This is a genomic window from Jeotgalibacillus sp. 10bf12, assembly GCF_055597105.1.
This window is the reverse complement of sequence record NZ_CP200276.1, coordinates 1,170,043-1,196,845: the sequence shown is the minus strand read 5'-3', so window position 1 is coordinate 1,196,845 and position 26,803 is coordinate 1,170,043. Positions and strand designations below refer to the sequence as shown.

Here is a 26,803-nt window from a genome sequence, read left to right as displayed (position 1 = left end):
GCTGCACTCAGTCTGCAAGTGTACAGGCAGATTCGTTGTAGGCAGCTGAAGGCATGATGATAATATTCGCTTTACGGTTAATCATCAGTTTACATCTTGCTTCGAACTGACGCACCAGCTCAATCATATTTAACACTTCTTTAGCTGACTGATGAATATGACGTGCATATTTTTTTAGAAATTTTTCTGATTGCAAACTGATGTGGGAAGTGAGTTGAATTAAATATGGGGCCTTGCATCCCTGGACAATGATATGTGAAGTCAGTGCTGAGAGCTTTCGTTCCTCTTTAATACTAAGTCCATAACCGCGGTAGACAGAGGTGTTCAGAAGTGAAATCATTGTTGAGGTCCACGATTCAAGTAACTCTGTGGATGGGTAAAACCAAAAGTCTTTCTCAGGTGGGCATTCATTTAGAATCTTGTGTACTGACAGCGGCATCGCAGAAACTTGCGGATGAACCTTCTGATCGATTCCCATATCATTTTCCTTTCCTTGTATATTTAGTCCTATATCTATTAATTTAATTTATTTGTAATAATCGTAACAAATTTTATGATTTTCCCCATTCCATTCCTTTTCGCTCAAGGTCTTTTACAAATTGATCTTTCCCATTTATATAAGCTTCAACGTCACCCCGGTGAACTTCAGCAAGTTTTTGCTTCAGTTCCCCATATGCTGCAGCTTCTATTGGATGAGCTCTGAGGTAATCACGTACTGCCAGATGACGGGTGATTTCATCCTGACTGGACAGATCATACATATGAACATGATGCGTCCGCTTGTCTTTCCCTTTCCTGAAATAGCGCCTGCCCGGAAGCCCATACTCTCCTAACGCTTCATAACCCAGTTTTTCCATTCCAAAAGCGAAGCGATCTGCCGCAATTATATTTTTCAGCACGGGCATCATATCGATAATCGGCTTCGCATGCAGTCCTGGTACAGAAGTGCTTCCGATATGATGAATTGTAATCAGCTGATCTTTAAAAATAGAAGCGATTTTTTCCGCTTCTGTTTCAAATAAGGTTGGCCAATCATTATGATATGCAGATACCATTACTTTCATGTGTATACTCCTCTCAATGATTCAATAAAGACAAAAATAATAGACCTTAGTCAGGCCTATTATTTCACTTTATATTTCTCAGTCGCCTCTTTAAACCTTTGCTCCGGTGATCGTTCCTTACGTGACATTTCATCGTGCATGGATGATAAAAGGAAATACCCTTTTACGATAAATGCTGATAACAGTGCTGCAATGATCAAAAGTCCGTATGGTCCAAATGCCATGACTGACAATACAATTAATAACCCGCAAGCTAAAAAGATCAGTAAAAAACCCATCGCGATTCTCCCTTCACATGGATACTCCAAGCCAATTATCTCACTTTTCCATTTATACAAAATCATAACAGAATATCAGTCAAATGGGAGAACGCATTTTAAAAATCCAACAGAGAATATTATTATTTCGTCTCACGGAAGATTGTTTTGTGTATCCTATTTAGTTCACGTATAATGGAGGGTGTAACCCTATTCAGGAAGGATGATCAAATGAAACTTGCACTTCCAGATTTAATTGCAACTCAAAGAAATGTTCACGTGCTGTACGCTTATAATGAAACAAATTCTTACCTTCAAACAGTAATTGCTTATATTTTAGATAGCATTAGAGCTAAGGAGATCATTATTTTAATTGAAAATGAGCGAAATTACCGCAAAATTATGATTCAATTAAAACCGCTGATTTCGCCTGAAGAAACGAAATATATTCACTTTATTAACAGCTTCGAATTTTATTTCTCAAGCGGTAACTACCACCCGCCTGCAATTACAGCTTACTTCGAAAAAAAAATTGAGCCTTATTTGGATGAACAGATGCTATTTCGTACATGGGCACATGTGGAATGGAATTCAACAGACGTTCCCCACCATTTGATTCATGATCTCGAAACCAGAATAGATGAGGCAGTGAACGCAATTGAATTTCCATTAATATGCGCTTATAAAAAGGTCGATATGCCTTCTGACTTACGGAAAATATTATTCCAGACACATCCATTTATTTTATCAGACAATGAAATAACAACGGAACGAAGCCCGATCAGCGTCCAGGCAAATAGCGTTATTAACGAATAGCGCGCAGAATATCTTCTGCAACATCTCTGCCTGACAAATACGCACTTTCAACCCTGGTGTTCCCGGATGGATCATCAGGTCGCAGAAATACGTCCCCACAAAGCCATACCGGCTGTTCACTCAGTTTATAAAACGATGCTTGATATACCTCTTTTGCCTGCGCATAACGCCATCTATTTAACTGCTTTGACTTAATGTCCAACCCTTTTATTTCCTGTGAGAGCAGACGCTCAATTTCAGCCATCGCCTGAACCTCATCATGATCAAACCATTTCTCACTCCATTCACCAGTCATATATACGCTTAATATCGGGTTTTTAGAAATACCTTTTGCAAAATTATTTACGATTTTTAAAACCCCTTCCGGCAGATGATGATCCAGCAATCCGTGCTCACCTGCCTGAATATCATGGGTTAATTCAATCAAACCGACAAATGCAGGTTCAAATATGAAGGATTTCAGCTCTTGATCTTCTTTGGTAAGCTGAATATCAGCAGTTTCAAGCAGCTCCATTGCTTGAGGGAGCGGCGCTGTCAAAATAACTGCATCATAATCGTGTTCGCTGGAATCAATTACCGCTAACCCCTGATCTTTAGCTGAGATATTCACTACTTTTTCCTGCAGCCGGACATGCAATCCATCAGCCAGATGCTTTGCAAGCTTATTCATTCCGTCCACTCCAACATATTTCGGGTGAGGATCAGCAAACCACTCTTTCACAACACCAGCTGAAACCCATTGCTGCACTTCGTGATTAAACCCTTCATCACGGACTGTGAAATACACCGCTCCATGATCTGCCTGTCCTTCACCGATTCTTCGTGTCGCCATCCGTCCGCCGACACTTCTGCTTTTTTCAATGATGTCAACGTCGTGCCCTTCTGACTGAAGCTTTCGTGCAGCAATTAAGCCCGACATTCCTCCACCGATTACACCGATTTTCATATCATCACTCCTCTTCAAATCACCATTCTATTCTAACTACTTTTTTTAACAATAACAGTTTCCCGTATGTTACACTGATATGGAATTTAATGCTAATTAAGGGGCTGATCAAATGTTTAAAGTTGGCAGTATCTTTATACCGGTTACAAATCTTGAACACTCTGCAAAGTGGTATGAAACTCATTTTCACGTGAAGCCGATTGGACAGTGGGATGGCGGGGCAGGTTTCTATTTTCCTGACAGCGCTGTTCAACTCGGATTAATAGAGGTTAGTTCTTCTCAGCCTTCTTCATTTCCGGATCGCCACGGCAGGCAGAATACTTATTTTAATTTAATTGCAGATGATATCATCAGCGTACATAAACAGTTAACTGAAAGCGGCTTGAACGTTAATGAAATCAAGCATTTTGGCGAAATGAAATATTTTGACTGTGAAGATCCGGACGGCAATACACTGAGCATCATTGAAGAGGTAAAAGGCTCACCATTTCATTCAGAGCATATTGAAGAACTACAAAAAAGCTAAATAGAAAAAAGATGCGAAGCCCCCTTCACATCTTTTAAATACACTCCCGATTCATCTCTTTATCTTTATACATATTACGGTCCGCTTCAGAAAACAACATTGTCATTCTCCCTAAAGAATCTGGTGTAAAGGCTGCTCCGATCGACAGACAAACATCTGCCTCCCTGCAGCTTTTTCTCACCTGATCCAGTTGTTCCCACAGCTCCTGTCCAGTGATATCCTGCATCAGCACAACAAATTCATCTCCGCCGATTCTTGCTGCAATAGCAGCGTCACCAACTGCAATTTTTAACTGATGAGCTGCTCTTTTAATCAGCTCATCACCAACTGAATGACCGAATGTATCATTGGTAAACTTCAGCTGGTCAAGATCGCACAGCAACATCCCCGCTGAGTGTGACTCTTCCTCATCCAGCTTTGTAAAAGCTTCTTTAAAATATGTACGGTTATAAAGATCCGTTAGACTGTCATGATACAACTGGTATTGCAGCTTCTCCTGCATGACAATCCGCTCATCAATATTTCTGAGCATGCCCTGCAGTGAAACGAGTCTTCCATTTTCATAAATGGGAGTAGCATACTCTTCAAACCATCTGTATTTGCCGTTTTGATCCTTCCAGCGCTGGACGATCGGCTGACTGTAATCAATGTCTCCCGTAATCTTTTTCAGCAGAAGCGCCTCATCATCCGGATGAATGTCCTGAAAAGCGACTGCCGGGCTGAAGTAGGCCTGCTCGTTGCTCCCTTTACCGAAGAAATTCTCAGCAGAGGGACTGAGATATTTAAATTTCACTACCGGATAAACATCTGCATAATACATAAAATCATTCGGTGTTTCAACAAGGTGAATGAACTGTCTGTGCTGATCGGTCAGCTTCTCATATTTTTGCTTCAGCCTGAGATAATGCCATAAGTTCAGACCAACTATACATAATGCAATCCCGACTGCGATCATTACTATCTGCACACCAGTCATTCACCCTCACTACCTTTAACTCTCAGAATTTTCCCTGTTATTTACTATACTCTGCTAAAGCGTCGAGAGCAACTGGATATTGGCGGTATAAGTGAAAATTTATCCATTAAGGAAAAGGCTGGTTATTCATTTTTCATACAAAAAAGGATGCCCGCTTTAGCGGACATCCTTTTACACATATGTTATAAGCTTTTAACTGCTCCTGATACCTCTGTATCTCCGTTGATTACCTGGAACTCTTTTCTGATTGTAGAGTCATTTTCAAGAACGGCTAACAGCACACGTGCAACATCTTCACGAGAAATTTCGCCACGATCAACAGTGACATCCGCTTTTACTTTGCCTGTCCCCTCATCATTTGTCAGTCCACCCGGATGTACAATTGTGAAGTCCAGTCCAGTGCCACGAAGCCATTCGTCCGCATAGTGTTTTGCAATGACGTAAGGCTTGAATGATTCCGGCACATTCTGAATTTCTTCACGCGTCGTATCGAATGAGCTGACCATCACGTAACGTTTCACGCCTGCTTTTTCTGCAGCCTGAATCGTTTTCACTGCCGCATCGAGGTCGATGGTTGCTGTTTTGTCATCTCCTGTATTCGGACCGGAACCAGCTGTAAAGACAATCGCATCAACGCCCTCAGCAGCTTTAGCCATATCCTCTACTTCACCTTCAAGATCCACAATCACTGTCTCAGCGCCTAGGTCTTCAAAGTATGATTTTTGTTCTTCTTTACGAATCATTGCACGTGCTTCAAAGTGCTCTGTTTCCTGAATCATTTTTGTTAAATGCTTTCCTACCTGTCCGTTTGCTCCAACTACTAATACTTTCATGTTTAACATCCTCCTAATACTTTTTAAAAATTTATAAGTACATGTCGTACGATTACTTCAAATTCTTTCTAATATACTGAATGGTTTTTCTTAATTCTTTTGCATGAGGTCTCCCAAATGGGTTTGTCTGTCTTTGTTGATAAAGCACTTTCCCATTTTCATTTAAAAGAAAATAAGCCGGCTCAGCATGTGCACCGTGATCTTCATAAGGCGCATCCTCACCGTGATAATACACGTCATAAGCCTTTTGGAAACTGAGATCTTCATCGATCAGTACAGGGAAGCTGAACTGGTGCTCCTTCAACATCTTCTCAAGACTGGTTTTCTCATCGTGTGTAATTGTGATTAAGCTAATATTGTGTTTGTTGAAGTAGCTGATTGTGTCTTCAAGCTCGTCCAGCTCTTCCATACATGCCGGGCACCAGGAGCCGCGGAAGTAAATCAGCAGAAACCATTTTTCATCATTATGCTCAAGCATATCTGCTAAATGATATTCTTTTCGGTCAAGACCCGTGAGTTTGAAATCCGGGGCCTGATCGTTGAGTTGAAATACACTCACTAAACCACTCCTCAAAAAGTCAGTATATGACGTGTCTACCCGAATTCATCTATTTCAATCAGGCGAATGTGCCATCTGATCTGTCTGACTTAGCTGTGAAGTACATCCTGATACTCCTCATGCTGATCAAACTCACCTTTTGCAAATGTGCAAAGCGGCATGATTTTCTGGTTATTTTCTCTCGCTTTTTCAACGATATGTCTGACGAGCTTCCCGGCAATACCCTGGCCTCTGTAGTCATTCCGTACACTCGTGTGATCAATAATCAGGATGTTATCTTCCGCTCTGCTGAAGGTTGCTTCTCCGGCCTCGTTATGATCCTGATCGTACGCAGCGAAACGGTTCTCTTCTTCTTTAAATGTGACATTCATCGATCACGCCTCCTTTTTAATGTTCTTTCCCTTCTGAGAAATAATTCAATCCAGGCTGGGTTAGCAGATGATGAGACCGGGAAAATAATAAAAGAGTGTAAAAGAGGAGGATGAATGATGATTAAACACAGTGAATGGAAAGAAACGAAATTCACGCTGCACCTGATCTCTCAAATTCTCGGGAAAATCAAATTAAAAACTGCCCCGCAGCAGCCGCAATGGGGTCATGTCACGCTGCCGATTACAGCTGAAGGCTTTTCAACAGGACTACTTTCATACAATGACCACTTTTTTCAAATTGATCTTTCCATTTCAGAGGCCTCGATTAAAGTTAATGTCGATGGAGACGCTCATCTGATCAGCATCACTGATCAAAAAACAATTAAACAATATTACCAAGAAATTTTCTCAATTCTTCACGAACACCAAATCCCTTTGACAATTAACACCATCCCACAGGAAATGCCTTACACGACTAAATTTGATGAAGACAATACTCCACGAGAGTTCGATCAGGAAAAAGCACTGAGAGGGTTGAGGCTGTTTCAGTTTGCTTATCAGCAGGAACTGACATTCATCAGCCCGTATCGCTGCAGAAAGCTGATGCCTGCATTGTTCTGGGGAACCTTTGATATTTCTACACTCATTCTTCACGGAAAAATGCAGCCATTCCCTGAAGATAAAGTCATTGAAAAAGCTGCCTTTGATGAACATTTTCTCGAGTTTGGCTTCTGGCTTGGGGACGACAACACAGATGACCCGTCATTTTTCATTCTTCCATATCCATTTCAATTCCATCCGCTTAAGCACGAAGCTGATATCAAACCCGCGGATGCTTACTATCAGGCAGATGCCAGTGAGTTTTTCCTTCATTTAAAAAGTGAGAACGAGATGAATACGTCCAATATTCAGGCATTCTTCAGTTCTGCTTATTATATTTTAATCCGTGAGCTTGAGTGGCAGGGCTGCTCTTATTATGAAATCCCTTTAGACATGCCGCCTCAGTCTTAGCAGATAAATCTGACCTACCCGTGTTAAAATAGAGTCATCCTTAAGATCAGGGTGGTATCCTATGAAACTCGCAATCGGACTTTTCATTTGCTTTATCGGTGTTGTACTGACAAATTTATCATTCAATGAAATTGGTCAGACCGGTAATATCGTGTTACAGACTGCAGGCTTTTTAGTCATTATTCTTGGACTTTATGTCATTGTAAAAGGCCGTAGACAAACGTAAAGAGAAGCTGATAAAAAATCAGGCTTCTCTTTAACGTTTTAACCAGTATTTAATTCTTGCGCTTGCAAAGATTAATGTGTGATGAGTCAGAAAACAACTAATTCCTATTAATTATTCAATATACTGATCTACAAATCCCCAAACCTTATTCCAATATGCTTCAGGGTCCACTTTTTCAGCTTCACCATGACCTGCTCCTTCAATAATCAGCTGATCTTTTTCTACATCAGCCACTTCATATACTTCATCCAGCATTTCAAAAGGAACAAAGGTATCCGCATCGCCATGAATAAACAGCATTGGCTTTTCACTCTTAGCAACCTGATCAACAGCAGAAGCTTCATATAAATCATAGTCTGCACGGATATTCGTGACTGTGTTAGCCGCGTTTAACACCGGAAACTCAGGTAATCCGAACAGATCATCCAATTGATAAGTAAACACATCGCTGACAGACGTGTATCCGCAATCTTCCACAATCACTTTTACATTCTCAGGCAGATCCTCACCGGACGTCATCATCACAGTGGCACCGCCCATCGAAATGCCAAAGAGGGCAATCTCTGCGTCAGGATTAACCTTCAGCACCTCATCGATCCACTGCAGCATATCAAGCCGGTCATGCCATCCCATACCGATATAATCACCTTCACTATCCCCATGTCCGCGAAGGTCAGGCGCCAGCACATTATATCCTTCATCATAGAAATTCCTGATATACCTGGTCATACCTGAAGCATCCATCATATAACCGTGCGCAACGATGGCCCAGCGGTCACCGGCTTCTTCATTTTCATATACATCAGCTGACAGATTCAGTCCGTCCTCTGACGTGATGGAAAGATGCTCAGGCTGGTGCTCTTCCTCAAATGCTTCATCCGCTTCATCGAGTGCTTCAGCCACTTCAGCCATCACAGCTTCACTCTCAGCCAGATTCGGATTTCCCTCTAAAAATTCTTTTTCATCCTTCGCACTAAGTGCATAATTGTAAAAATAATTTCCAACTGCCCCGTAGATGACTATAACTAACAAAACCAACACTGCAGGTATGACAATCCATTTCTTTTTCATTGATGATCCTTCCCTGAACATGTTTTATCTACCACTATACTAAATTCAATTTTACAATATCAGGTTCTATTATGGCACCTCATTGAACTTATTTACTATTTCAGCTTCTTCAATTCAAAAGCTTTGAAATTAATTCAAATTTAGTGATCCATAAGTCGAAAAACAACGTTATCTCTATATACCGGAATGATGCAAAGTCTCATGATCGTAAAAATCTGAAATTACACTTTCCGTTTATACAGTAAAGGCTCGTATTGATCACATGCATCATTTGATTTGCGTGCAAACCATTCATATACGCAACACCAGCACCAATTGAAGGAGGAAAGCTTATATATGTATCCATTAAGCAACAAACACTTTCACAATGAATGCACGGATACGCCTGCTCCCTATACTTCGGTTCAAAGGAGCGCTTTAAATGCTGATCCTATTGCATTAAGCAGTTTCTCAAGTGACCATTCAAAGCAAATTAATGAAATCGCTCATGATCTAATCAAACACAAAAAACAAACAACTGTCATTGAATATGACTTCCTGAACACTCGTATATTCGAGGAGCTTCCGGAGTGGAAAAGAACTTTAATTGTCCTGTATATTCTTCAGCTGACTCAGAGAAGAAAATCTTTTTCAGCAAATAAAATGAGTGAATTTTATATCGACTATCACTTAAAGCTCCCCGATAACATTCACTTTTGCCTCTATCATGCGTGTGAAAGAAAAATGATGCAGCACCATCATTATGATCCAAACGGAGAAAAAAAGTATTCACTCACCCGCAAAGGAATTGATTTTGCTGACAGCTTTATTAATGAGGGCATAACCCCTGAGCTAGAGAAAAGTGCTGTTGACAACGGGCTATATGACTTTTGTGATGAATTCAAACAGTTGCTTCTTCAACATGAACTTGCATGGATGTCCACCCAAAAAACGATAAAGGATCAGTTGACCGCTGCCATGTTTTTGATAAAGATCAAGATGAGAAAAGATGAGCTCTCAAGCAGTGAATTACAAGTCATTCTGACAGAGGCATTTGATATTCAACTCCCAGAAAGATCTATTCAGTCGGCATTATCCAGATTGAAGCCTAATGTAAAAAGAGTCAGAATGAAAAGACCCTCGAGATATAAAATGACAAGAGTCGGGATGAATTTAATGAGAAAGAGTATTAAACTTCATCATGAATAGCCAAGTTCATTGGCAGCCGTGAGCACCTTTTCAGATGATGCTCACGGCTGTTTTGTGTAATTTCAGAAGCGCATCGTTTATCATTAATATACATACCAGGCTAAAAGGAGCTTTCATATGACTCAGCAACTGATCAACCTATCAAATCGTGTATCTTACCTCACACCTGTCGGACCTACTGACAGACCCATCCTGATGGCAGTGACGGGTGCTCGCCATACACTTATGATTGATGGCGGTAATTCAAAAGCACATGCCGAACTGTTTTTAGAAAAGCTGAAGGAAGCCGGAAAACCGCTTCCTGATCTGACAGCTGTCACACACTGGCACTGGGATCATATTTTTGGACTTGCAGCACTGAATATACCAGCCATTGCTTCTTATGATACGAAGCGGGCGATGGAAGAGCTTGTTGCTTTTAAGTGGGATGACCAGTCACTTGATGAGCGGGTGGCAAGCGGCGTCGAGATTCAATTTTGTGCAGACGCGATTCGTGAAGAATTCAAGGATCACCGTGATATTGAGGTTGTAATGCCTTCAGTTTTGTTTGAAGATGAATTGACAATCGACTTAGGCGGCGTGACCTGTCTGTTAAAGCAGGTTGGCAGTGACCATGCAAAAGACAGCACCGTCATTTATGTAAAAGAAGAAAAGATATTATTTTTGGGTGATGTTACAGCGCCACTCATGTACGCGCCTAAATGGCACTATACAGCGGACGAAACTCTGAATTTGCTGGACCGTCTTGATCAATTTGATGCAGAGACGTATGTGATTTCACATTACAAACCAATCTCAAAGGCTGAATTTCAAAAAGAGGCCCGATTTTTACGAAAAACTGCCTCTCTTGTGAAAGAGTTTGGCCGTGACATTGATCAGATTAATGCAAGATTGACTGCATTTTACGGTAAGGCATTAACAGCTGATGAAGAGGAAACAGTAAACTTTTTTATCAACGGCGTCTCCTGAACAATAGGAGTACATTCCCTGCACCTTCAGATTAGAAAACACAGTACATGTTTTTTAAGATAAAGGCAGGTGGTGATTCAATTGGTCAATCAGCGAAATCGCAAATGGATCATGGGACAGACCTGGAATGACCTGCTGTTTGCCCATTATCCAGTTGATATTCATGAGCTCCGGGCGCTACTCCCAGACTGTCTGCAAGTTGATACGTATGATGGACAGGCATGGGTCAGCGTCGTTCCTTTTGAAATGAGTGACATTCATTTCAGAGGACTATCCGCGATTAAATATAAAAAGCGCTTCAGCGAACTGAATGTCAGAACCTATGTGACATTCAACGGCGAACCCGGCATTTACTTTTTCAGCCTGGATGCCAACAGTCCGCTTGCTGTACAGCTTGCAAATCTATCCTACGCACTTCCATATTTGCATGCAGATATGGAGGTTTCAAATAGTGGAGACCGAATCCATTTTAAAAGTATACGGAATGACCGGCGTGCTGCAGAAGGTTCATTTGACGGACTTTACGCGGCGTCAGGAGAACCATTTCTGACGAAAAAAGGATCTCTTGCTTATTGGCTGACTGAACGGTATGCGCTATTCACAGTGAAAAGCCACAAAATTTTAAAAGGTGCTATTTTTCATGAACAATGGACGCTGCAGCAGGCACAGGCAGATTTCCAGGTGAATGACGTGGCAGAAAGTGCAGGGATTACGCTGCCAGCTGAACCGGCGCTGCTTCATTTCGCGAAACAGCTGAAGGTACGTGTCTGGCCGCCGGAGCAGATTGGGATTTTTCACAACGAAAAAAGATCCGGCACATAGCCGGATCCTTTCATTAAGATATGTCTAATTCTTCACCTTTGAACATTTGGATAGATAGAGGCGCAGCGAGAAATGCAGGCGCCTTTTCTGCAAATGCTTTAAAGTGCGCACTCTCATTATGACGCTGAACAGCATCCATATCAGACCAGAGCTCTACCATTGTGAACGTATTTTCAAGCTCGGTATCTTTTTTCAGGTCGTAAGAAACGTTGCCTTCTTCCTGTTTTGAAGCTGCTGTTAAAAGCTTTGCAGCAGCGAGAAATGCCTCTTCTTTTGAAGGTTGTATTTGTAAGTGTGCAAGTGTAATGATCATATGAATCTCCTCTTTTCTCTTTACTTCCACTGAGTGATTTCTTCAAGTGGCAGACGGATAGACTGATACCCTTCTTCTGCTGCTTTCCCAATTGAAATCAGCATGACCGGCTGGTAGCGTTCTTTATCCATTCCATATGCTTCAGCGATCTGATCTTTTTCATAACCGCCAATTGGGTTTGTATCATATCCATGAGCGCGTGCCGCAAGCATCAGCTGCATCGACACCAGACCTGCATCAATCAGGTTCATTTCCTTCATTTGCTGCTCTGGTATAGCGCTGAGCATACCTTTGATGCCAGGAACCTGACGATCTCTGACTTCTGCAGGCATCAGCCCTTTTTCAACAGCCGTATCATAAATGTCCTCAATGTAAGACAGGCTGTTCATATCGACAAATACTGCTATAACAGCAGAAGACGTCTCCACCTGCTGCTGATTAAACATCGCAAGCGGCTTCAGTGTTTCTTTTCCTTCGTTGCTATCAATGACCAGAAAACGCCATGGCTGAAGATTAACTGATGAAGGAGCAAGCGTTGCCTCTGTTAAAATCTCTGTCATTTCTTCTTTGCTGATCTTCACTGATGGATCGTAGGCGCGAATCGAACGTCTGCCTGTAATAATCTCTTTAAAATCATTTGTTATCGTTGTATTCATTTCAAAAACTCCCTTTTAACGTTGAATATCAGTTACATTTTGCTGAACGCGTGCCAGCTTGTCTGATAAATCACTGATTTCTTCTTCTGTAAAATCTTTTAATACCTGATCAATAAACTGCTGCTTCTCATTTTTAAATGAGTCAATCTGATCTCTACCCTGTTTCGTTAACCTGACAAAGGTAACCCTGTTATCCTCAGGATTTTTCCTTCTGGCTACCATCCCTTTTTCTTCAAGCTGCTTCAGGTGTCTGGTAATGGCAGCATGATCAACGCTGACTTCCTTACGCAGTGCCGATTGATTAATCTCATCCACTTCAAATAATACGTGGAGTAAATCCATTCTCGACTGACTCATGCCTGTACAGCGCTCAAACTTAGGGCTCATAAATTTATAAATATCATTTAATTGATAAATAATCTTTCCCTTTTCAGAACAGTTTCTCCTCAAAGCATGCACCTCCTGTTAATCATTGAGGGGTCAATTAATAATTTAAAGCTTTTCATATAAGCTGCCTTTGAGAGTATAATATACAATTCATTGAGGGGTCAACGTTTTTGCCTGACCATAAAATTATGTACAAAAAAACCGTTTGAAACACAGGCAGCCATGCTGCAGATCGTGTTCCGAACGGCACTTAATCGTAAATATGTTACATAACATGATGTTTAGTAGGGGATTTCATTCTCTCCCTCTGCTGCCATCGCATCCGCCATTGTCTGGTGCACGGTACCGTATGGGTGGTTCGGTGGCGCATAAATCGAGTACAGCTTGAGCGGCACGCAGCCGGTGTTGGTCAGGTTATGCCAAGTGCCAGCCGGAATCACAATTGCACAATCATCGAACACGTGACTCATGTAGTGTAAAGCATCTTTGTCGGCGCCCATCTGAACAAACCCCTGCCCCTGCTCTATTCTTAGGAACTGATCGAGGTTTGGGTGCATTTCCAGTCCGACACACTCACCCGGCATCAGGCTCATTAACGTTATCTGAAGATAATCACCTGTCCACAATGCTCTGCGAAATGCATTGTTTTCAAGCGCATCTTCATGAATATTTGTGACAAACGGTTCAGGTCCATGGTCTCTCAGCTGGTCATGACACGGACATGACCAGTGATGCCCCTGCATCCCCGTCATCTGATAAGGCTGATTCATATGATGCAATCCACTCAAATCCTTTCACACGTGATAACCTATCTTATGCCGGGCTTTTTCAGAGTGTTCATGCAGCTAGAGAATGGAAAACTCATCGTTCTTCATATCGGTAATCAGCATATGGCCTGGTGCATGGGTGATCATCAGACTCGGCTTCACCTGCATCGCTACTGCCTGCGGGGTCACTCCGCACGCCCAGAATACAGGTACTTCTCCATCTTTTACAGTAACGGCATCTCCAAAATCCGGCTGACTGAGGTCGTGAATACCAATTTTAGACGGGTCTCCAATGTGAACAGGTGCCCCGTGTACAGATGGAAAGCGGCTGGTGACCTGAACTGCCCTGATCGCCTGCTGCTCAGTCATCGGACGCATACTGACAACTGTCGGCCCTTCAAAGCGCCCTGCTTTCGTACACGCAATCGATGTTTTATACATCGGCACATTACAGCCTTCTTCAATATGTCTGATTGGAATCCCATTTTTCAGCAACGCTTCTTCAAACGTGAAGCTGCACCCAATGAGAAATCCGACCATATCATCTGTCCAGATATCTGTTACTTCGTTGCGTTCTTCCGTAAACTTTCCGTCACGGTAAATCCGGTATTTCGGAATATCTGTTTTTACGTTACTGTCAGGAGCGGCAAGCGCAGCAATGGCTGAGCCCTCTTCAACCACATCAATAATCGGACAGGCTTTCGGGTTCCGCTGACAGAATAGCAGAAATTCAAATGCCAGTTCTTTTGGCAACACTGCTAAGTTCGTCTGAATGTAACCGTTCGCCATACCTGAAGTCGGTTTCGTCCATTCCCCTTTTCTGATCATTTCTCTTGCTTGTGCTGGTGTAAGTTCTGAGATGGTCATTCCTGATCCTCCGATTCTATCTGCTGTTCAATTGCTTTCACGATCTTTTCTGCGGTTTCTTCATCAAAATCTCCTGCAAGCGTGAAGCTCTCACCCTCGATTGGCACAAGTAGATTTGGCGAACTGATCAGCTCATCACCATAATAGAAGTGTATTTCCTGCCCCATCCGCTCAGCAAATATCTCTTCCATCATCTGCTGATTTTTCATATACATTTCAAGCTGCATCAGCCCTGTATCCTCTTCATAAAGAATTTCTGCTTTTTCGAAGTCAGTTGTTTCAGCTAAAATTTCATCATTCTCTGATTTTACGATGACTTCCTGAAGTTCATCAGTACTCTGCGATTCTTCAGCGCCTGTACACCCTGACAATATCAGCATAGCTGTGATTAAAAACCCAGGAAATTTTAACATCTGCTCACTCCTTTTAATTTTTAGCGAAATGATTTTTCTACAACTACCTCTCCATTTTCATCAAGCAATGGTGTAATCCCACTTCCTGTTCCAACCCATGTATGCATGTAATGAACACCTGTGTCACGATCGACAAGTATAGTTACTCTTCCAAGGGAAGGAATGTTTTGTACCGATTTAACTTCAAATCGTTCAACTTCTATTTCTTTATTACTTTTTTTGAATAGCATGAATATCCTCCTTTGAATTAACCAGCCGTCCAGTGAAAGATAAAACTGATTGCATATAATGGCAGGCCAACAATGAGTGCACCTGCAAGTAGGTAGCAAAAACCAGTAAATATGATTTTAAACAAGTCAGCGATTGCACCTGCCAGATCATCAATGAACCTGAGCACTTACCTCACACTCCCTTTATCCCATCTTATCACACCTTCCATAACTGGTATTTCATTCCCTTTATCGTTCCATTACAATAGAATCAGGTAACATGTCAGGAGGAATTAGATGAAAATTGCGTTTGGATTTTTTATTGCCCTTATAGGGATTTTTCTGATGAATCTTACTGTAAACAGTTTCGGTACTTTAGGTAACAATATCATGCATGGAGCGGGATTAGTCCTGTTAATGGGCAGTATGTACTTTATCTATAAAGGAAGAGAGAAACGGGAGAAGCAGGAGGTTCAGAAATGAAATGGTTGATCAGCCTGATGATTGGATTACTTCTTTTTATTGTTCCTGTTTATACTGCTGAGACAGAGCAGGTCACGGAACAGAAAGAGGCTGGCGGTTATGCCTTTTCATACGTTCATAGCGAACAAAAACAGTCACTTGTATGGACCATCTCGCATTCAGGAGAACCTGTAGAAGTAAATGAAAACGCGGCGAACGAAAGAAATTTAGCTGAGTATAGAGAAATGATTTATAAGATGTCTGATACTTTTTCAACCGCACTCATTGCCGGGTCTTATTTTGTGATTGCACTTTTTGTCAGTCTTGTTTTCTTTACTAGACACAAAAAAGAACGCAGCAGTCCGCTCACATTTGTCATTGGTGCCATGATTGGGATTGCAATGTACATAACTGCTTCAAACATTTTTGAATACCAGCAGGCTTATCAGGATGCGGGGTATTACTTTTTTCTTTTGACAAATGAAAAGCCTCTTTAATCTGGCCGACTTACAGACCGGGGACAAACTTGCTAAAGCAAGAGCATTATATGTAGATCGGGAACATGATATCTCGCTTACTTTATGGAGTCAGGATGATGACACGATTTCGGGGATTTGGCTTTCCATTGAGGAGTAAGTGGTTCCGTTGCAAAACGTTAACGCTTACTCCCTACTCTCATTTTTCTCTCAACAAACGCTTAACTTGAAAAACCTGTCCACTGTGCCGCGCTTCGTGTTCTATTAGGTGATGAATCACCCACTCTGGCGTCACATGGTAATCCTCTACCTCGCGGGAAGTTCGCCAGTCAATTTCAGTCATCTTTTTAAAGTGAAAGCAAAGTGTATCCCTAACCTTTTGCAGACGGTGAATATGCTGTTCAATTGATTCAGCCTTAAAATGTACAAGCCTGCCATCCTCCCAGCTTTCTTTTGGGAACAACGCTTCAATCTCCTCATCCCAGTCCCTGCACAATACTTCTCCATACAGCCATCCCGCTTCAACAGCCGCAATATGATATAAAAGCGTGCCAATTGAATGAAGACCTTCAATCTCACCATCCAGTTCTTCCTGCGTTAAATCGCTGATCTTAGAAAAAAGCGTTTCCCGCACATCCTCCAGGCACCAGATCTGCCGCCCAATATCCGGTGAGTAGCCAGATAATGTTTGGATTGATAGTTGTGGTTTTGTCATGGAAGTTCCTCCTTTTATATGAGTTATACAGCAAGGACGGAGGTTGTTGTATCATTTTGGAATATTAACCCATTTTGATACAAACACCTCCGCCCCTACGTATCACATCTCCTCAAATCCACCCTGCTCCTTCAAATAATCCGCAGCCTGTTCGTTCACTTCAAAATACTCCACCTGATCCCAGCTTTCGCCTACACGGTCTCCAATGACAGCACCGGACTCAGTAAACCAGATTCTTGAATCAACCAGGCCTGTGTGTTGTTTGGGACTAAGAACATTGATATACATATCTGGCTGATCAACATCCATCACTTCGCCGGAAGGTTTTTTATGCATCAGAATCATCATGATATTATCAACAATGTTTTGATCTTCGACATTTGTATAGGACCGCTTGACTTGTATTTGATCTGGCTGCTCAGGACTCTGGTAGCCGAATTGAACTTCGCTTGAAACTTCCTGAACAGTTTCGTTTGTTAGTTTGTGTGTGAAATAACCAGCGAAGAATATCACAATAGCAATTGCTAAAAAGCTAAAACCCCTGATTACTTTCATCCGTTTTCCTCCTCAAAATGTTGAAAGAAACTACTTTTTAGTCACTAACGTATTAGCCAGAAAATCATGCAGGGCCCTTTTTTTAGGCGTGAAGCCGATCATAAAATATCCGATAAACAAAATCATATGGGATAACACACTTGCAAAGTAACGTCCGAATGACTGCCAGAAAGTGATCTTTTCAAATTGCCGGTTGGTGATTTTCATTTTTAATATGGCTTTACCTGGAGTAGCCTGGAGCCGGGTAATCGGAAACAAGACAAAATAAGCAGTGCTGATCACACCAAAAGGTAAATAAATGGCTCTTATATTCTCGAAGTCTGTCGTTCCATAGATAAGATATGAAAGAAGCATGAAAGGCGGAACTATGATGATCCCATCAATCATAAACGCAACAAATCTTCTCCAGAAGCCTCCATATGAAGGATTCATGCTGATTACCCCCTTTAAAATTTCTACTTCATGCTTATACGTTTATTTATCATAAAAGTTCCTTGAATCAATGGAATATCTGGTATTTTTAGTATACACGAATCATTTACTGCTCAAATAACTTCTTACTAATTGAAACCGATGATTGAAAAGTTATGTCTATTAAGTAGAGAAGAGGGGGCTGACCAATGGAAAAGATGAGCGAGGAAGAACTAAGGGCTTATATGAATGCACACGGTGAGTATTTAATTCGCCTCGCTTATATGTACGTGAAGAGCTGGCAGTCTGCAGAGGATATTGTACAGGAAGTGTTTGTGACTTTTTATCAAAAATCGGAGGCTGCTGTATCAGCATGGAATATTAAACCATTTCGATACACATACCTCCGTCCCTCTGTATCAAACCTTCCCCTCAAAAACCACAAACACCCCGCCACCATACCGCTTCACCTTCTCCACCTTAAAACCCGCCTCTTCGAAAAGCTGAATGGTCGGACGATCCAGGTGACAGCCGTCGCACACTGCTTTCCATGCTGGCGTAAGGAGCTCCTGCGCTTTGGCTGCAGTTTGATGATCGACTTTTACGTGTTCAAAAAAGTGAAAGGTCGCACCAGGCTTGCTTACTCTTTTTATTTCCTCCAAAGCCTTAACAGGATCAGGTTTTGTGCAAAAGACGAGTGTGCCGGTGATTGCATCGAAGGACTGATCCGGAAATGGCAGATGTTCTGCTTTTGCCTGATAGGTCTGGATCGGAACAGACGCCTTCTTGATCTTCGCTGAAGCCTGCTCAATCATCTCAGAATTAGGTTCAATCGCTTCCACGTAGCTCGCATCCCGGTAAAAAGGAAAGTTAGCGCCTGTACCAAACCCAATTTCGAGTACATTTCCTTTTACATGGCCGAGCAGATTTTTTCTCACTTTCTGAAATCCCGCTTTTTCAAAAGGTGTCATTGCAATATCATATATTGACGAAAACAGTCTTCCCATCGCTATCACCCTTTTCGTTGTTTTAAAATCAATAAATATATTATTTCACGATTTAGCAGGATTATCCAACATCCAGGTAGAATCATCCACTTGACCTTTTTTAAAAGGATTACGATAAAGCGAGGTTATTCAATGAAACAATCCACCGATCACAACGCTATTCTGTTTGAACAGGCGAGAGCTGACAGCAGCCTTTTCAGAACGTCCTGTCCTCTTTCAAAAGAGCTGCACAATCAATTTTTCACCCACGTTTTTAATAAGCTGAACGAACATGTTATGAAGAAATCAGTCGCCGGCATGTACCTCGATTTTCTGAAGTTTGCCAGGACGTGTGAAGCCCACCCTGAAAAAGAGAAGGACGCAGCACAGTTATTTTACTGGTGGCGGCTACTCAATGATGCGAGTAAAAACCCCTCTTATAATATCTTCACAGAATTTCAATATGAGCATTCCGTCTTCTTCAAAGACCATCCTCTGTTTGTTTCATGGCTTCATTTAGCACAAAAAGTTGTCCCCGGATTTTATTATGTGGCAGAAGATAGTAGTCCTTCTACCTGCTATCTCGTTAACGCCAAAAATAAAAAAACATTTAAAATGATGCTCCCCGATAAGAACCATTCACTTCCACAGACTGGATCTGTTATTTCAGCTATTCTGTTCCCTTTTTCCAATCATCTTCACCTTCCTGCTGCGATGTATGAATTCGATGCAGCCGCTACAAAAGATATCCTTCTTACACTGAAGCATTTTTATTTTGAATGTGAAAAAGAGCCTGATCCTTTTCAAGACTGGTTGAAAATTTATATGTCACTACTGTTGGTTGAAAAATATTCTTTATCAGAAGAAGAGCCTTGGAAAAGTGAAACCCGGACTCTTTAACACACTAAACCGAAATAGTAATTAGTATGATGGATCATACAAAATCTAGCATTCCCATAAAACTTATTCACTTTTATTCGAAAAACGAAATAATAATATTCAGAATCTATTGATTTTTATTCATTCATCCCTCTATAATTTCAATAATCTAAATTTTCGTAAATCTAAAGATTACATATAGGGGGTCATTGTTTTGAAGAAAAGTATACTTGGGGTTTCGGCTTTATCAACCTTTTTACTGCTTAGTGCCTGTGCGGGTGGAAGTGATGAGAGCAGCTCTTCAGAGGGATCATCTGAAGGAGTGAGCGCTGATGAGATCATCCTTGCAACGATGTCTGACGCTGTTTCAATGGATGTTCATATGACAAATGATATTCCGTCTGCGAATATGCAGGTTCAGGTATATGAAAAACTGTTTACACTTGATGAAAACAGCGAAATACAGCCGCAGCTCGCTGAAGACTGGAAATCAGTAGATGACGTGACCTGGGAGTTCAAGCTGCGCGAAGGCATTACATTTCACGACGGGGAACCATTTAACGCTGAAGCTGTAAAAGCAAACTTTGACCGCATTCTTGATGAGGACATTGCATCACCGCGTGCCGTTCAATTTGAAATGGTTGATAACGTTGAAGTCGTAGATGAATACACAGTGCGTTTTAATCTGAAATATCCATTCGCACCGCTCCTTGCCAACCTGACCAATATGGGTGGATCCATTATCAGCCCTGCAGCCATCGCAGCTGACTACGAGGAAATTGAAAATGGCGGCGAACCAGGAGCATACATCAGTGAAAATCCAGTCGGTACAGGGTTCCTTGAATTTGAAAGCTGGTCACCTGGTGAGGAAATGACGCTTGTGAAAAATGAAGATTACTGGGACGGCGAAGTTGCGTATGATTCATTTGTATTTCAGATCGTACCTGAAGGCGGAACACGTGTAGCCAACCTTGAAACAGGCTATGCCCACATCATTGATCCACTTGCACCAAACGAAGCGGCACGCGTTGAGCAGATGGAAGGCGCCTCACTTGCAACACAGGATAGTGTGGGTCTGAACTATATCGGTTTCAATACTGAAAAAGAGCCTTTTGACGATCCAAAAGTAAGACAGGCCGTATCAATGGCGATTAATAAAGAAGAAATCATTAATGGGATTTACGACGGATACGGTGAAGTCGCAACAGGTCCTCTTGCTCCAGTCATCCCTAATGCAGCTGACCTTCCGGGACTTGAATACAACGTTGAAGAAGCTCAGGAACTATTAGCTGAAGCGGGCTATGAAGACGGTTTTGACACAACAATCTGGACGAATGATAATCCGCAGCGTATGGATATCGCAGTCGCTACGCAGGATGCGCTGAGTGCCATTGGGGTAAATGTTGAAGTGGAAGTACTTGAATGGGGTGCTTACCTTGAACAGACCGGGGAAGGCTTGCACGAGATGTTCATTCTCGGCTGGTCAAATCAAAATGCCAATGCCGATACTGGCTTATACCCACTGTTCCATTCATCACAGATTGGCGCTGCCGGCAACCGCTTTATGATTCAGGATGAACAGCTGGACAGCTATCTCGATAATGCTCGCCAGACAACAGATGAAGCAGTACAGGAACAGCTTTATGCAGATGCACAAGACCGTCTGATCGAGCTGTCCCCTGCCATTTACCTGCAGCACCAGACTTACCTGGCAGGACATCTGGATGAAGTGGAAGGATTCTGGATGAATGCGAGCGGGTTGTATCAGCTGAAGGATGTAGAGATTATAGAGTAATAAGGTCGATGAAAGCTTGGAGCGTATCATGATATGCTCCGGGCTTTTTCTCTGTTTCTATAGAGGTGGACGGGACGGAAGCTGAGAATAAAAAGAAAGGTGACGGAATAAACCATGAAGCTGATCGAATCATACGTAAACGTGAGGGAATCTCTACTGTATGAACGGGCCTCGTTCGAATAAACGAAAAGGTGTAAGATATATTCAAAAAGGTGCAGGATATATCGCTAAAGCTGATCCAATCCTCTCTCCCAGAGCAGCATCCCTAAAACTCAAAACTTCACACTAAATCCATTGAAAGTATGAATCCCCGTTCCAAACCTTGCGAGGTCATGCTCCCGCAGGAATACTGCGGCGTTTTTCGCTTCGATCAGAATTTCCGGCTCCAACCCGACAGAATTATGGGAGCCAAACACCTTCTTTATTCCTTTTAGCGCGGCAATCTTTTCCCACGATTCAATAAGCGCTTCAGGATCAGTGGATGGATAAAAAGCATACACAGGTGTCTCATCATATAAAATATCACCTGTAAATAAATAGCCGTTCGTTTCATCCAAAACGGAAATATGTCCCGGCGAATGCCCTGGTGTATGAATGATCTGCAGCTTTCTGTTCCCCAGATCCATGACATCTCCATCCTCAAGCAGACCAGTCGGCTCACCGGTAAAAGGCTCATACGTTTCAGGGTCAAAAGATGGCGGTACCGGTCTGGTAATTTCTTTTCTGATTCCTTTCCTTACCTGCTCAATTGAAAGTCCATCAATTCCTTTAGCCAGCCATCTCTGATCCGCTTTATGAACGTATATATGTTCAAATGCACCGTGACAGCCGATATGATCAATATGCACATGAGTGGTCACGACATAAATAGGCAATTCCGTAAGCTGATCTGTAACTCTCTTAATGTCATCAATGCCCAGTCCTGTATCAATCAAAACAGCCTTCTTTTCACCAATCAGCAGAAACGAATGAACCCTTTCCCAATGACCGTATTCGCTGATTGCATAAGTGCATGCGTCAATTCTCTGGACTGTATACCAGTCATCTGTGAGCATGAGGAACCCTCCTCTATATTAATTTCCATCTTTTTTCACCTTATTTCTATTATGAATTAATTTTACAATTCCCATACTTGTAAGTGGTAATGACACCCCCCCTGAAGTCTCCTTTAAACGCTGAGGCTGCATAAAAATTTTGATGATTTCATATACGATCCGTGGCACCTTTAGAAAAAGGGTATGGAATCTTGTCAGTTCATTCAAATCTATCCATCATGTGCATATTCTATGGTCCTCCAACCTCCGTCCCCAACATGCACATGAGAAACATTGATTCCCTCTTCCTTAAAGGTACATACCTCTGTTATAATATCTGATGGAGAGTTTTGAACAACTCTGCGCCATCAGGTTATTCCTGCAAAATAATATGATAGGTGGAAGAAAAAATGGACTATAGAGTATTACTTTATTATCACTATACAAAGATCGAAGACCCTGAAGCAGTTGCTGCAGAGCACTTAGATTTCTGTAAGGAACTTGGTCTGAAGGGCCGTATTCTTGTCGCACATGAAGGCATCAATGGAACTTGCTCAGGTACAATCGAGCAGACAGATGCTTATATGGAAGCAATGAAAAATGATCCTTTATTCGAAGGAATTGTATTTAAAATTGATGAGGTAGAAGATCACACATTTAAAAAAATGCATGTGCGCCCTCGTCCTGAGCTTGTGAATTTGAGTCTTGAGGATGACATTAATCCAAACGAATTAACAGGCCGTTATCTGTCACCAAAGGAATTTTATGAAGAAATGCAGCGTGAGGACACAATTGTTCTTGATGCGCGTAACACATATGAGTATGATGTGGGTCACTTCCGCGGCGCAATCCGACCGGATGTTGAAACATTCCGTGACCTGCCAAACTGGGTAAGAGAAAACCGTCACATGCTTGAAGGTAAGCGCGTGCTTACGTATTGTACAGGCGGAATCCGCTGCGAGAAGTTCTCCGGCTGGTTAGTAAAAGAAGGCTTTGAGAATGCTGCACAGCTTCATGGCGGGATTGCAACATACGGTAAAGATCCTGAAGTAAAGGGTCAGCTTTGGGACGGTCAAATGTATGTATTTGACGAGCGCCTGACTGTTCCGATCAACCAGGTTGAGCACACAGTTGTCGGTCGCGATCACTTCGACGGCACACCATGTGAGCGTTACATCAATTGCTCAAACCCTGATTGCAACAAACAGATCCTTGCACATGAAGAGAACGAAGAGAAATATCTTGGCGGCTGCTCTATTGAGTGCGCGAAGAATATTCGCAACCGTTACAGCATCCGCATGGGTCTGACTGGCGAAGAAGTTGAAAAGCGTCTTGCAGTACTTGAAGAAGAGTTGACTGCGAAACAATAAGAACATGTGAAAGCTGCAGAGATTTTTCTCTGCAGCTTTTTTATATTATTCTTCAATTGATCTGTAATTTCTGATAAATGACCTTCCAACAAAATACGTCAGAACAACTAATACAACTGCTCCTATCACCCAGCTAATCATGCCCGGTTCCCCAAAGGTCTGATTAAAAAACTCAGCCAGTGAAAAGCCCAGCCATTCAAGCACAATTGGCACAATAAATATGCCAGTAATCAGTCCGAGTACAATACTAATGAGGTACCTCTGCTTTTTACTCATTTCACTCTCCTCTCTAGTTATCTCGTGATTATTATCTGAATTTACTATACAATTGTAGCATACGAGTGAGTTAAATTGAAATAATTTCCTTTTAAAAGTTTCCAAGTGTTTTAGCTTTCACTTTTGTCAGTAATTTATTATAATTATAATCTGAGAATGGTTACAAAATCATTCTCTGTTTTATGATGTACCAAATTCGTTATTTACTACTTATTTTTCATAAAAGAAAGGGGAATAACATTAATGGATAACAACGAAATGAACCACAGTAAAGCAGGTGCTGAACAGTGCCCGTTCACTGGTCAGAAATCAAGTGAGGAAAGTGCAATCACGACTGCAAAAGTTGGTACCACGAACAAAGACTGGTGGCCAAATCAACTAAACGTAAATATTCTTCATCAGCATGACAAAAAGACAAACCCGCTAGGTGAAGACTTCAACTATACAGAAGAATTCAAAAAGCTTGATTATGCTGCATTGAAAAAAGACCTTCATACATTAATGACTGACAGCCAGGACTGGTGGCCGGCTGACTACGGACACTATGGTCCCCTATTTATCCGTATGTCATGGCACGCAGCTGGTACGTATCGTACTGGCGACGGACGCGGAGGAAGCTCAACCGGGCAGCAGCGTTTTGCACCACTGAACAGCTGGCCGGATAACGCAAATCTTGATAAAGCGCGCCGTCTTCTATGGCCAATCAAGCAGAAATACGGTAACAAGATCTCCTGGGCTGACTTACTTGTACTGACAGGTAACGTAGCACTTGAATCTATGGGTCTGAAAACGTTCGGCTTCGCAGGTGGACGCGCAGACGTATGGCACCCTGAAGAAGATACGTATTGGGGTCATGAAAAAGAATGGTTAGAAGATAACCGTTATTCAGGCGACCGCGAGCTTGAAAATCCGCTTGCTGCCGTTCAAATGGGTCTGATCTATGTAAACCCTGAAGGTCCTAACGGCAACCCGGATCCGCTTGCAAGTGCACGCGATATCCGTGAAACATTCGGCCGTATGGGTATGAATGATGAAGAAACTGTAGCACTTGTTGCCGGTGGACACACATTCGGTAAATCACACGGTGCCGGAGATCCTGAAAAAGTCGGACCAGCACCGGAAGCAACAGGTCTTGAAGAGCAGGGTCTAGGCTGGAAGAGCTCTCATGGCAGCGGAAAAGGCCGCGACACAATCACTAGTGGTGTTGACGGAGCATGGACATCTAACCCGACTCAATGGGATAACGGATACTATGACCTGCTGTTTGGATACGAGTGGGAACTGACAAAGAGCCGCTCAGGTGCTAATCAGTGGAAGCCTGTAAACCCGAAGGATGAAGACCTTGCACCTGATGCTGAGGATGCTTCAATTAAAGTTGAAACAATGATGACAACAGCTGATATGGCACTTCGTATGGATCCTGATTACGAAAAAATTTCACGCCGCTATCACCAGAACCCGGACGAGTTCGCTGATGCATTCGCACGTGCATGGTTCAAGCTTCTTCACCGTGATATGGGACCAAAAGAACGTTACCTTGGACCTGAAGTACCACAGGAAGAACTGATCTGGCAGGATCCGGTACCAACAGTGGATTATGAACTGTCTGACAGTGAAGTTGCTGATCTGAAAGCTAAAATCCTGGATTCAGGCCTGACTGTAAGTGAGCTTGTGAAAACAGCATGGGCTTCAGCAAGCACGTATCGTGGATCTGACTTCCGCGGCGGTGCAAACGGAGCACGTATCCGTCTTGAGCCACAGAAGAACTGGGAAGCAAACGAGCCTGAACAGCTTCAGAAAGTACTATCAGTATATGAAGGTATCCAGAGCGGACTTGATAAGAAAGTCAGCCTTGCTGACCTGATCGTACTTGGTGGTACAGCAGCAGTTGAAAAAGCCGCTAAAGATGCAGGCGTACACACAGATGTACTGTTCTCACCTGGACGTGGAGATGCAACAGCTGAACAAACTGACGCTGAAAGCTTTGACGTTCTTGAGCCTGAATCAGACGGCTTCCGTAACTATCAGCAGAAGGAATATACACTAAGCCCTGAAGAAATGCTTGTAGACAAAGCACAGCTTCTTGGTCTGACTGGTCCTGAAATGACTGCACTGATCGGTGGTCTGCGCGTACTTGGTGCAAATCACGGCGATACAAAGCACGGTGTATTCACAGACCGTGAAGGCGTATTATCAAACGACTTCTTCGTGAACCTGCTTGATATGAACGTGGAGTGGAAAGAAGTTGGCTTCAACCTGTTTGAAGGCCGCGACCGCAAGACTGGCAACGTGTTACGCACAGCGACACGCTTCGATCTTGTATTCGGTTCTAACTCAATCCTTCGCGCATATGCAGAAGTTTATGCACAAGAAGACAACAAAGAGAAATTCGTACGTGACTTCGCTGCAGCATGGGTGAAGGTGATGAACGCTGACCGTTTTGACTTGAAATAAGAATTATCTGAGATCCGGAAGGCGCATTGTGCGCTTTCCGGTTTTTTTGTTTGGTTGTATATTGGGTAAATATACCCGAAGCGTTGAAGATGATGGGTTTAGCGTCGAACACTCACAATTAAAACGCGAACCTGGAATATTTC

36 protein-coding genes and 1 pseudogene are annotated in these 26,803 nt (G+C 42.4%); 14 read left to right on the top strand and 23 right to left on the bottom strand.

What is annotated here, in order from left to right:
• Positions 1-7 precede the first annotated feature (7 nt).
• The 3 genes from DH10bf12_RS06210 to DH10bf12_RS06200 form a co-directional block, all read right to left on the bottom strand.
• A complete protein-coding gene (locus tag DH10bf12_RS06210) occupies positions 8-478 on the bottom strand; it encodes a hypothetical protein (protein WP_471737652.1) in 471 nt (156 codons plus the stop codon).
• 73 nt (positions 479-551) lie between these two features.
• Positions 552-1,064 carry a GrpB family protein gene (locus DH10bf12_RS06205; protein WP_471737651.1) on the bottom strand — a complete coding sequence of 171 codons (513 nt, stop codon included), beginning with the start codon at positions 1,062-1,064 and terminating at the stop codon, positions 552-554.
• Between the two features lie 59 nt (positions 1,065-1,123).
• Positions 1,124-1,342: a hypothetical protein gene (locus DH10bf12_RS06200; protein ID WP_471737650.1), complete on the bottom strand. Its 219-nt coding sequence runs from the start codon at positions 1,340-1,342 to the stop codon at positions 1,124-1,126.
• 210 nt (positions 1,343-1,552) lie between these two features.
• Here DH10bf12_RS06200 and DH10bf12_RS06195 point away from each other — a divergent pair, with 210 nt between their 5' ends.
• The gene (locus DH10bf12_RS06195; RefSeq protein WP_471737649.1) at positions 1,553-2,137 is read left to right on the top strand and encodes an MEDS domain-containing protein; all 585 of its coding nucleotides are present in this window, start codon (positions 1,553-1,555) and stop codon (positions 2,135-2,137) included.
• Here DH10bf12_RS06195 and DH10bf12_RS06190 read toward each other — a convergent pair.
• Positions 2,127-3,083, bottom strand: a complete 957-nt coding sequence (locus DH10bf12_RS06190) for an NAD(P)/FAD-dependent oxidoreductase (RefSeq protein ID WP_471737648.1) — start codon at positions 3,081-3,083, stop codon at positions 2,127-2,129. The genes DH10bf12_RS06195 and DH10bf12_RS06190 overlap by 11 nt on opposite strands.
• A gap of 112 nt (positions 3,084-3,195) precedes the next feature.
• Here DH10bf12_RS06190 and DH10bf12_RS06185 point away from each other — a divergent pair, with 112 nt between their 5' ends.
• The gene (locus DH10bf12_RS06185) at positions 3,196-3,609 is read left to right on the top strand and encodes a VOC family protein (protein ID WP_471737647.1); all 414 of its coding nucleotides are present in this window, start codon (positions 3,196-3,198) and stop codon (positions 3,607-3,609) included.
• 34 nt (positions 3,610-3,643) lie between these two features.
• On the opposite strand, the gene DH10bf12_RS06180 is transcribed toward DH10bf12_RS06185, so the two are convergent.
• The 4 genes from DH10bf12_RS06180 to DH10bf12_RS06165 all read right to left on the bottom strand — a co-directional run bounded on the left by DH10bf12_RS06180 (position 3,644) and on the right by DH10bf12_RS06165 (position 6,348).
• Positions 3,644-4,576 (bottom strand): sensor domain-containing diguanylate cyclase, encoded by a 933-nt coding sequence (locus DH10bf12_RS06180; RefSeq protein WP_471737646.1) that lies wholly within the window; start codon positions 4,574-4,576, stop codon positions 3,644-3,646.
• Between the two features lie 191 nt (positions 4,577-4,767).
• Positions 4,768-5,418: an SDR family oxidoreductase gene (locus DH10bf12_RS06175; protein ID WP_471737645.1), complete on the bottom strand. Its 651-nt coding sequence runs from the start codon at positions 5,416-5,418 to the stop codon at positions 4,768-4,770.
• Between the two features lie 52 nt (positions 5,419-5,470).
• On the bottom strand, positions 5,471-5,977 hold the full coding sequence (locus DH10bf12_RS06170; protein WP_471737644.1) for a peroxiredoxin family protein: 507 nt from the start codon (positions 5,975-5,977) through the stop codon (positions 5,471-5,473).
• 89 nt (positions 5,978-6,066) lie between these two features.
• Complete coding sequence (locus DH10bf12_RS06165) at positions 6,067-6,348, bottom strand: GNAT family N-acetyltransferase (RefSeq protein WP_471737643.1); 282 nt, start codon at positions 6,346-6,348, stop codon at positions 6,067-6,069.
• A gap of 117 nt (positions 6,349-6,465) precedes the next feature.
• Here DH10bf12_RS06165 and DH10bf12_RS06160 point away from each other — a divergent pair, with 117 nt between their 5' ends.
• Together DH10bf12_RS06160 and DH10bf12_RS06155 are read left to right on the top strand one after the other, a co-directional pair.
• Positions 6,466-7,359: a DUF5996 family protein gene (locus DH10bf12_RS06160; protein WP_471737642.1), complete on the top strand. Its 894-nt coding sequence runs from the start codon at positions 6,466-6,468 to the stop codon at positions 7,357-7,359.
• Positions 7,360-7,420: 61 nt separating this feature from the next.
• Entirely contained in the window at positions 7,421-7,585 is a 165-nt protein-coding gene (locus DH10bf12_RS06155; protein WP_471737641.1) for a hypothetical protein, read from the top strand.
• Positions 7,586-7,696: 111 nt separating this feature from the next.
• Here DH10bf12_RS06155 and DH10bf12_RS06150 read toward each other — a convergent pair whose 3' ends face one another.
• Entirely contained in the window at positions 7,697-8,656 is a 960-nt protein-coding gene (locus tag DH10bf12_RS06150) for an alpha/beta hydrolase (protein WP_471737640.1), read from the bottom strand.
• A gap of 336 nt (positions 8,657-8,992) precedes the next feature.
• Between DH10bf12_RS06150 and DH10bf12_RS06145 the strand changes: the two genes are divergently transcribed.
• From DH10bf12_RS06145 to DH10bf12_RS06135, 3 genes are all read left to right on the top strand, one after another.
• Positions 8,993-9,844 carry a hypothetical protein gene (locus DH10bf12_RS06145; RefSeq protein WP_471737639.1) on the top strand — a complete coding sequence of 284 codons (852 nt, stop codon included), beginning with the start codon at positions 8,993-8,995 and terminating at the stop codon, positions 9,842-9,844.
• Positions 9,845-9,961: 117 nt separating this feature from the next.
• Positions 9,962-10,813: an MBL fold metallo-hydrolase gene (locus DH10bf12_RS06140; protein WP_471737638.1), complete on the top strand. Its 852-nt coding sequence runs from the start codon at positions 9,962-9,964 to the stop codon at positions 10,811-10,813.
• A gap of 81 nt (positions 10,814-10,894) precedes the next feature.
• Positions 10,895-11,635 carry a YqjF family protein gene (locus tag DH10bf12_RS06135; protein ID WP_471737637.1) on the top strand — a complete coding sequence of 247 codons (741 nt, stop codon included), beginning with the start codon at positions 10,895-10,897 and terminating at the stop codon, positions 11,633-11,635.
• Between the two features lie 13 nt (positions 11,636-11,648).
• Here DH10bf12_RS06135 and DH10bf12_RS06130 read toward each other — a convergent pair whose 3' ends face one another.
• The 8 genes from DH10bf12_RS06130 to DH10bf12_RS06095 all read right to left on the bottom strand — a co-directional run bounded on the left by DH10bf12_RS06130 (position 11,649) and on the right by DH10bf12_RS06095 (position 15,435).
• Positions 11,649-11,948 (bottom strand): putative quinol monooxygenase, encoded by a 300-nt coding sequence (locus tag DH10bf12_RS06130; protein WP_471737636.1) that lies wholly within the window; start codon positions 11,946-11,948, stop codon positions 11,649-11,651.
• A 20-nt stretch (positions 11,949-11,968) separates the two neighbouring features.
• A complete protein-coding gene (locus DH10bf12_RS06125; protein ID WP_471737635.1) occupies positions 11,969-12,604 on the bottom strand; it encodes a nitroreductase family protein in 636 nt (211 codons plus the stop codon).
• 15 nt (positions 12,605-12,619) lie between these two features.
• Positions 12,620-13,054, bottom strand: coding sequence for a MarR family winged helix-turn-helix transcriptional regulator (locus DH10bf12_RS06120; protein ID WP_471737634.1), 435 nt, complete (start codon positions 13,052-13,054; stop codon positions 12,620-12,622).
• 218 nt (positions 13,055-13,272) lie between these two features.
• Positions 13,273-13,743, bottom strand: a complete 471-nt coding sequence (locus DH10bf12_RS06115) for a cupin domain-containing protein (protein ID WP_471738199.1) — start codon at positions 13,741-13,743, stop codon at positions 13,273-13,275.
• 93 nt (positions 13,744-13,836) lie between these two features.
• A complete protein-coding gene (locus DH10bf12_RS06110) occupies positions 13,837-14,625 on the bottom strand; it encodes a putative hydro-lyase (protein ID WP_471737633.1) in 789 nt (262 codons plus the stop codon).
• The gene (locus tag DH10bf12_RS06105) at positions 14,622-15,038 is read right to left on the bottom strand and encodes a hypothetical protein (protein ID WP_471737632.1); all 417 of its coding nucleotides are present in this window, start codon (positions 15,036-15,038) and stop codon (positions 14,622-14,624) included. Before DH10bf12_RS06105 ends, DH10bf12_RS06110 begins: the two co-directional genes overlap by 4 nt.
• A 20-nt stretch (positions 15,039-15,058) precedes the next feature.
• Positions 15,059-15,268 (bottom strand): DUF6440 family protein, encoded by a 210-nt coding sequence (locus DH10bf12_RS06100; RefSeq protein WP_471737631.1) that lies wholly within the window; start codon positions 15,266-15,268, stop codon positions 15,059-15,061.
• A 17-nt stretch (positions 15,269-15,285) separates the two neighbouring features.
• Positions 15,286-15,435, bottom strand: a complete 150-nt coding sequence (locus tag DH10bf12_RS06095; protein ID WP_471737630.1) for a hypothetical protein — start codon at positions 15,433-15,435, stop codon at positions 15,286-15,288.
• 109 nt (positions 15,436-15,544) lie between these two features.
• Here DH10bf12_RS06095 and DH10bf12_RS06090 point away from each other — a divergent pair, with 109 nt between their 5' ends.
• Positions 15,545-15,730, top strand: coding sequence for a hypothetical protein (locus DH10bf12_RS06090; RefSeq protein ID WP_471737629.1), 186 nt, complete (start codon positions 15,545-15,547; stop codon positions 15,728-15,730).
• Complete coding sequence (locus tag DH10bf12_RS06085; protein WP_471737628.1) at positions 15,727-16,206, top strand: hypothetical protein; 480 nt, start codon at positions 15,727-15,729, stop codon at positions 16,204-16,206. The genes DH10bf12_RS06090 and DH10bf12_RS06085 overlap by 4 nt, the downstream gene beginning before the upstream one ends.
• 178 nt (positions 16,207-16,384) lie before the next feature.
• On the opposite strand, the gene DH10bf12_RS06080 is transcribed toward DH10bf12_RS06085, so the two are convergent.
• From DH10bf12_RS06080 to DH10bf12_RS06070, 3 genes are all read right to left on the bottom strand, one after another.
• Positions 16,385-16,900: a DinB family protein gene (locus DH10bf12_RS06080; RefSeq protein WP_471737627.1), complete on the bottom strand. Its 516-nt coding sequence runs from the start codon at positions 16,898-16,900 to the stop codon at positions 16,385-16,387.
• A 102-nt stretch (positions 16,901-17,002) separates the two neighbouring features.
• Positions 17,003-17,455: a hypothetical protein gene (locus DH10bf12_RS06075; RefSeq protein ID WP_471737626.1), complete on the bottom strand. Its 453-nt coding sequence runs from the start codon at positions 17,453-17,455 to the stop codon at positions 17,003-17,005.
• Between the two features lie 30 nt (positions 17,456-17,485).
• Positions 17,486-17,887, bottom strand: coding sequence for an RDD family protein (locus tag DH10bf12_RS06070; protein WP_471737625.1), 402 nt, complete (start codon positions 17,885-17,887; stop codon positions 17,486-17,488).
• Between the two features lie 188 nt (positions 17,888-18,075).
• Here DH10bf12_RS06070 and DH10bf12_RS06065 point away from each other — a divergent pair.
• Positions 18,076-18,213: pseudogene (locus DH10bf12_RS06065) on the top strand (RNA polymerase sigma factor); the annotation flags it as partial.
• Between the two features lie 72 nt (positions 18,214-18,285).
• Here the strand turns inward: DH10bf12_RS06065 and DH10bf12_RS06060 are convergent.
• Positions 18,286-18,873, bottom strand: a complete 588-nt coding sequence (locus DH10bf12_RS06060; protein WP_471737624.1) for a class I SAM-dependent methyltransferase — start codon at positions 18,871-18,873, stop codon at positions 18,286-18,288.
• 132 nt (positions 18,874-19,005) lie between these two features.
• On the opposite strand from DH10bf12_RS06060, the gene DH10bf12_RS06055 reads away from it, so the two are divergent.
• Both DH10bf12_RS06055 and DH10bf12_RS06050 read left to right on the top strand, forming a co-directional pair.
• Positions 19,006-19,752 carry a hypothetical protein gene (locus DH10bf12_RS06055; protein ID WP_471737623.1) on the top strand — a complete coding sequence of 249 codons (747 nt, stop codon included), beginning with the start codon at positions 19,006-19,008 and terminating at the stop codon, positions 19,750-19,752.
• A 193-nt stretch (positions 19,753-19,945) separates the two neighbouring features.
• Positions 19,946-21,526, top strand: coding sequence for a glutathione ABC transporter substrate-binding protein (locus DH10bf12_RS06050; protein WP_471737622.1), 1,581 nt, complete (start codon positions 19,946-19,948; stop codon positions 21,524-21,526).
• 272 nt (positions 21,527-21,798) lie between these two features.
• On the opposite strand, the gene DH10bf12_RS06045 is transcribed toward DH10bf12_RS06050, so the two are convergent.
• Positions 21,799-22,581, bottom strand: a complete 783-nt coding sequence (locus DH10bf12_RS06045) for an MBL fold metallo-hydrolase (RefSeq protein ID WP_471737621.1) — start codon at positions 22,579-22,581, stop codon at positions 21,799-21,801.
• Between the two features lie 389 nt (positions 22,582-22,970).
• Between DH10bf12_RS06045 and trhO the strand changes: the two genes are divergently transcribed.
• Positions 22,971-23,930, top strand: coding sequence for an oxygen-dependent tRNA uridine(34) hydroxylase TrhO (gene trhO / locus DH10bf12_RS06040; RefSeq protein WP_471737620.1), 960 nt, complete (start codon positions 22,971-22,973; stop codon positions 23,928-23,930).
• Positions 23,931-23,975: 45 nt separating this feature from the next.
• On the opposite strand, the gene DH10bf12_RS06035 is transcribed toward trhO, so the two are convergent.
• Positions 23,976-24,206 (bottom strand): hypothetical protein, encoded by a 231-nt coding sequence (locus DH10bf12_RS06035; RefSeq protein WP_471737619.1) that lies wholly within the window; start codon positions 24,204-24,206, stop codon positions 23,976-23,978.
• Positions 24,207-24,449: 243 nt separating this feature from the next.
• Between DH10bf12_RS06035 and katG the strand changes: the two genes are divergently transcribed.
• A complete protein-coding gene (gene katG / locus DH10bf12_RS06030) occupies positions 24,450-26,660 on the top strand; it encodes a catalase/peroxidase HPI (protein WP_471737618.1) in 2,211 nt (736 codons plus the stop codon).
• Positions 26,661-26,803: the final 143 nt, after the last annotated feature.

Bases quoted from the DNA above. Each gene is read 5' to 3' on its own strand.
- DH10bf12_RS06210 (WP_471737652.1), bottom strand. From the start codon at position 478: ATGGGAATCGATCAGAAGGTTCATCCGCAAGTTTCTGCGATGCCGCTG.
- DH10bf12_RS06205 (WP_471737651.1), bottom strand. From the start codon at position 1,064: ATGAAAGTAATGGTATCTGCATATCATAATGATTGGCCAACCTTATTT.
- DH10bf12_RS06200 (WP_471737650.1), bottom strand. From the start codon at position 1,342: ATGGGTTTTTTACTGATCTTTTTAGCTTGCGGGTTATTAATTGTATTG.
- DH10bf12_RS06195 (WP_471737649.1), top strand. From the start codon at position 1,553: ATGAAACTTGCACTTCCAGATTTAATTGCAACTCAAAGAAATGTTCAC.
- DH10bf12_RS06190 (WP_471737648.1), bottom strand. From the start codon at position 3,083: ATGAAAATCGGTGTAATCGGTGGAGGAATGTCGGGCTTAATTGCTGCA.
- DH10bf12_RS06185 (WP_471737647.1), top strand. From the start codon at position 3,196: ATGTTTAAAGTTGGCAGTATCTTTATACCGGTTACAAATCTTGAACAC.
- DH10bf12_RS06175 (WP_471737645.1), bottom strand. From the start codon at position 5,418: ATGAAAGTATTAGTAGTTGGAGCAAACGGACAGGTAGGAAAGCATTTA.
- DH10bf12_RS06165 (WP_471737643.1), bottom strand. From the start codon at position 6,348: ATGAATGTCACATTTAAAGAAGAAGAGAACCGTTTCGCTGCGTACGAT.
- DH10bf12_RS06160 (WP_471737642.1), top strand. From the start codon at position 6,466: ATGATTAAACACAGTGAATGGAAAGAAACGAAATTCACGCTGCACCTG.
- DH10bf12_RS06155 (WP_471737641.1), top strand. From the start codon at position 7,421: ATGAAACTCGCAATCGGACTTTTCATTTGCTTTATCGGTGTTGTACTG.
- DH10bf12_RS06150 (WP_471737640.1), bottom strand. From the start codon at position 8,656: ATGAAAAAGAAATGGATTGTCATACCTGCAGTGTTGGTTTTGTTAGTT.
- DH10bf12_RS06145 (WP_471737639.1), top strand. From the start codon at position 8,993: ATGTATCCATTAAGCAACAAACACTTTCACAATGAATGCACGGATACG.
- DH10bf12_RS06140 (WP_471737638.1), top strand. From the start codon at position 9,962: ATGACTCAGCAACTGATCAACCTATCAAATCGTGTATCTTACCTCACA.
- DH10bf12_RS06130 (WP_471737636.1), bottom strand. From the start codon at position 11,948: ATGATCATTACACTTGCACACTTACAAATACAACCTTCAAAAGAAGAG.
- DH10bf12_RS06125 (WP_471737635.1), bottom strand. From the start codon at position 12,604: ATGAATACAACGATAACAAATGATTTTAAAGAGATTATTACAGGCAGA.
- DH10bf12_RS06115 (WP_471738199.1), bottom strand. From the start codon at position 13,743: ATGACGGGGATGCAGGGGCATCACTGGTCATGTCCGTGTCATGACCAG.
- DH10bf12_RS06110 (WP_471737633.1), bottom strand. From the start codon at position 14,625: ATGACCATCTCAGAACTTACACCAGCACAAGCAAGAGAAATGATCAGA.
- DH10bf12_RS06105 (WP_471737632.1), bottom strand. From the start codon at position 15,038: ATGTTAAAATTTCCTGGGTTTTTAATCACAGCTATGCTGATATTGTCA.
- DH10bf12_RS06100 (WP_471737631.1), bottom strand. From the start codon at position 15,268: ATGCTATTCAAAAAAAGTAATAAAGAAATAGAAGTTGAACGATTTGAA.
- DH10bf12_RS06090 (WP_471737629.1), top strand. From the start codon at position 15,545: ATGAAAATTGCGTTTGGATTTTTTATTGCCCTTATAGGGATTTTTCTG.
- DH10bf12_RS06085 (WP_471737628.1), top strand. From the start codon at position 15,727: ATGAAATGGTTGATCAGCCTGATGATTGGATTACTTCTTTTTATTGTT.
- DH10bf12_RS06080 (WP_471737627.1), bottom strand. From the start codon at position 16,900: ATGACAAAACCACAACTATCAATCCAAACATTATCTGGCTACTCACCG.
- DH10bf12_RS06075 (WP_471737626.1), bottom strand. From the start codon at position 17,455: ATGAAAGTAATCAGGGGTTTTAGCTTTTTAGCAATTGCTATTGTGATA.
- DH10bf12_RS06070 (WP_471737625.1), bottom strand. From the start codon at position 17,887: ATGAATCCTTCATATGGAGGCTTCTGGAGAAGATTTGTTGCGTTTATG.
- DH10bf12_RS06060 (WP_471737624.1), bottom strand. From the start codon at position 18,873: ATGGGAAGACTGTTTTCGTCAATATATGATATTGCAATGACACCTTTT.
- DH10bf12_RS06055 (WP_471737623.1), top strand. From the start codon at position 19,006: ATGAAACAATCCACCGATCACAACGCTATTCTGTTTGAACAGGCGAGA.
- DH10bf12_RS06045 (WP_471737621.1), bottom strand. From the start codon at position 22,581: ATGCTCACAGATGACTGGTATACAGTCCAGAGAATTGACGCATGCACT.
- trhO (WP_471737620.1), top strand. From the start codon at position 22,971: ATGGACTATAGAGTATTACTTTATTATCACTATACAAAGATCGAAGAC.
- DH10bf12_RS06035 (WP_471737619.1), bottom strand. From the start codon at position 24,206: ATGAGTAAAAAGCAGAGGTACCTCATTAGTATTGTACTCGGACTGATT.
- katG (WP_471737618.1), top strand. From the start codon at position 24,450: ATGGATAACAACGAAATGAACCACAGTAAAGCAGGTGCTGAACAGTGC.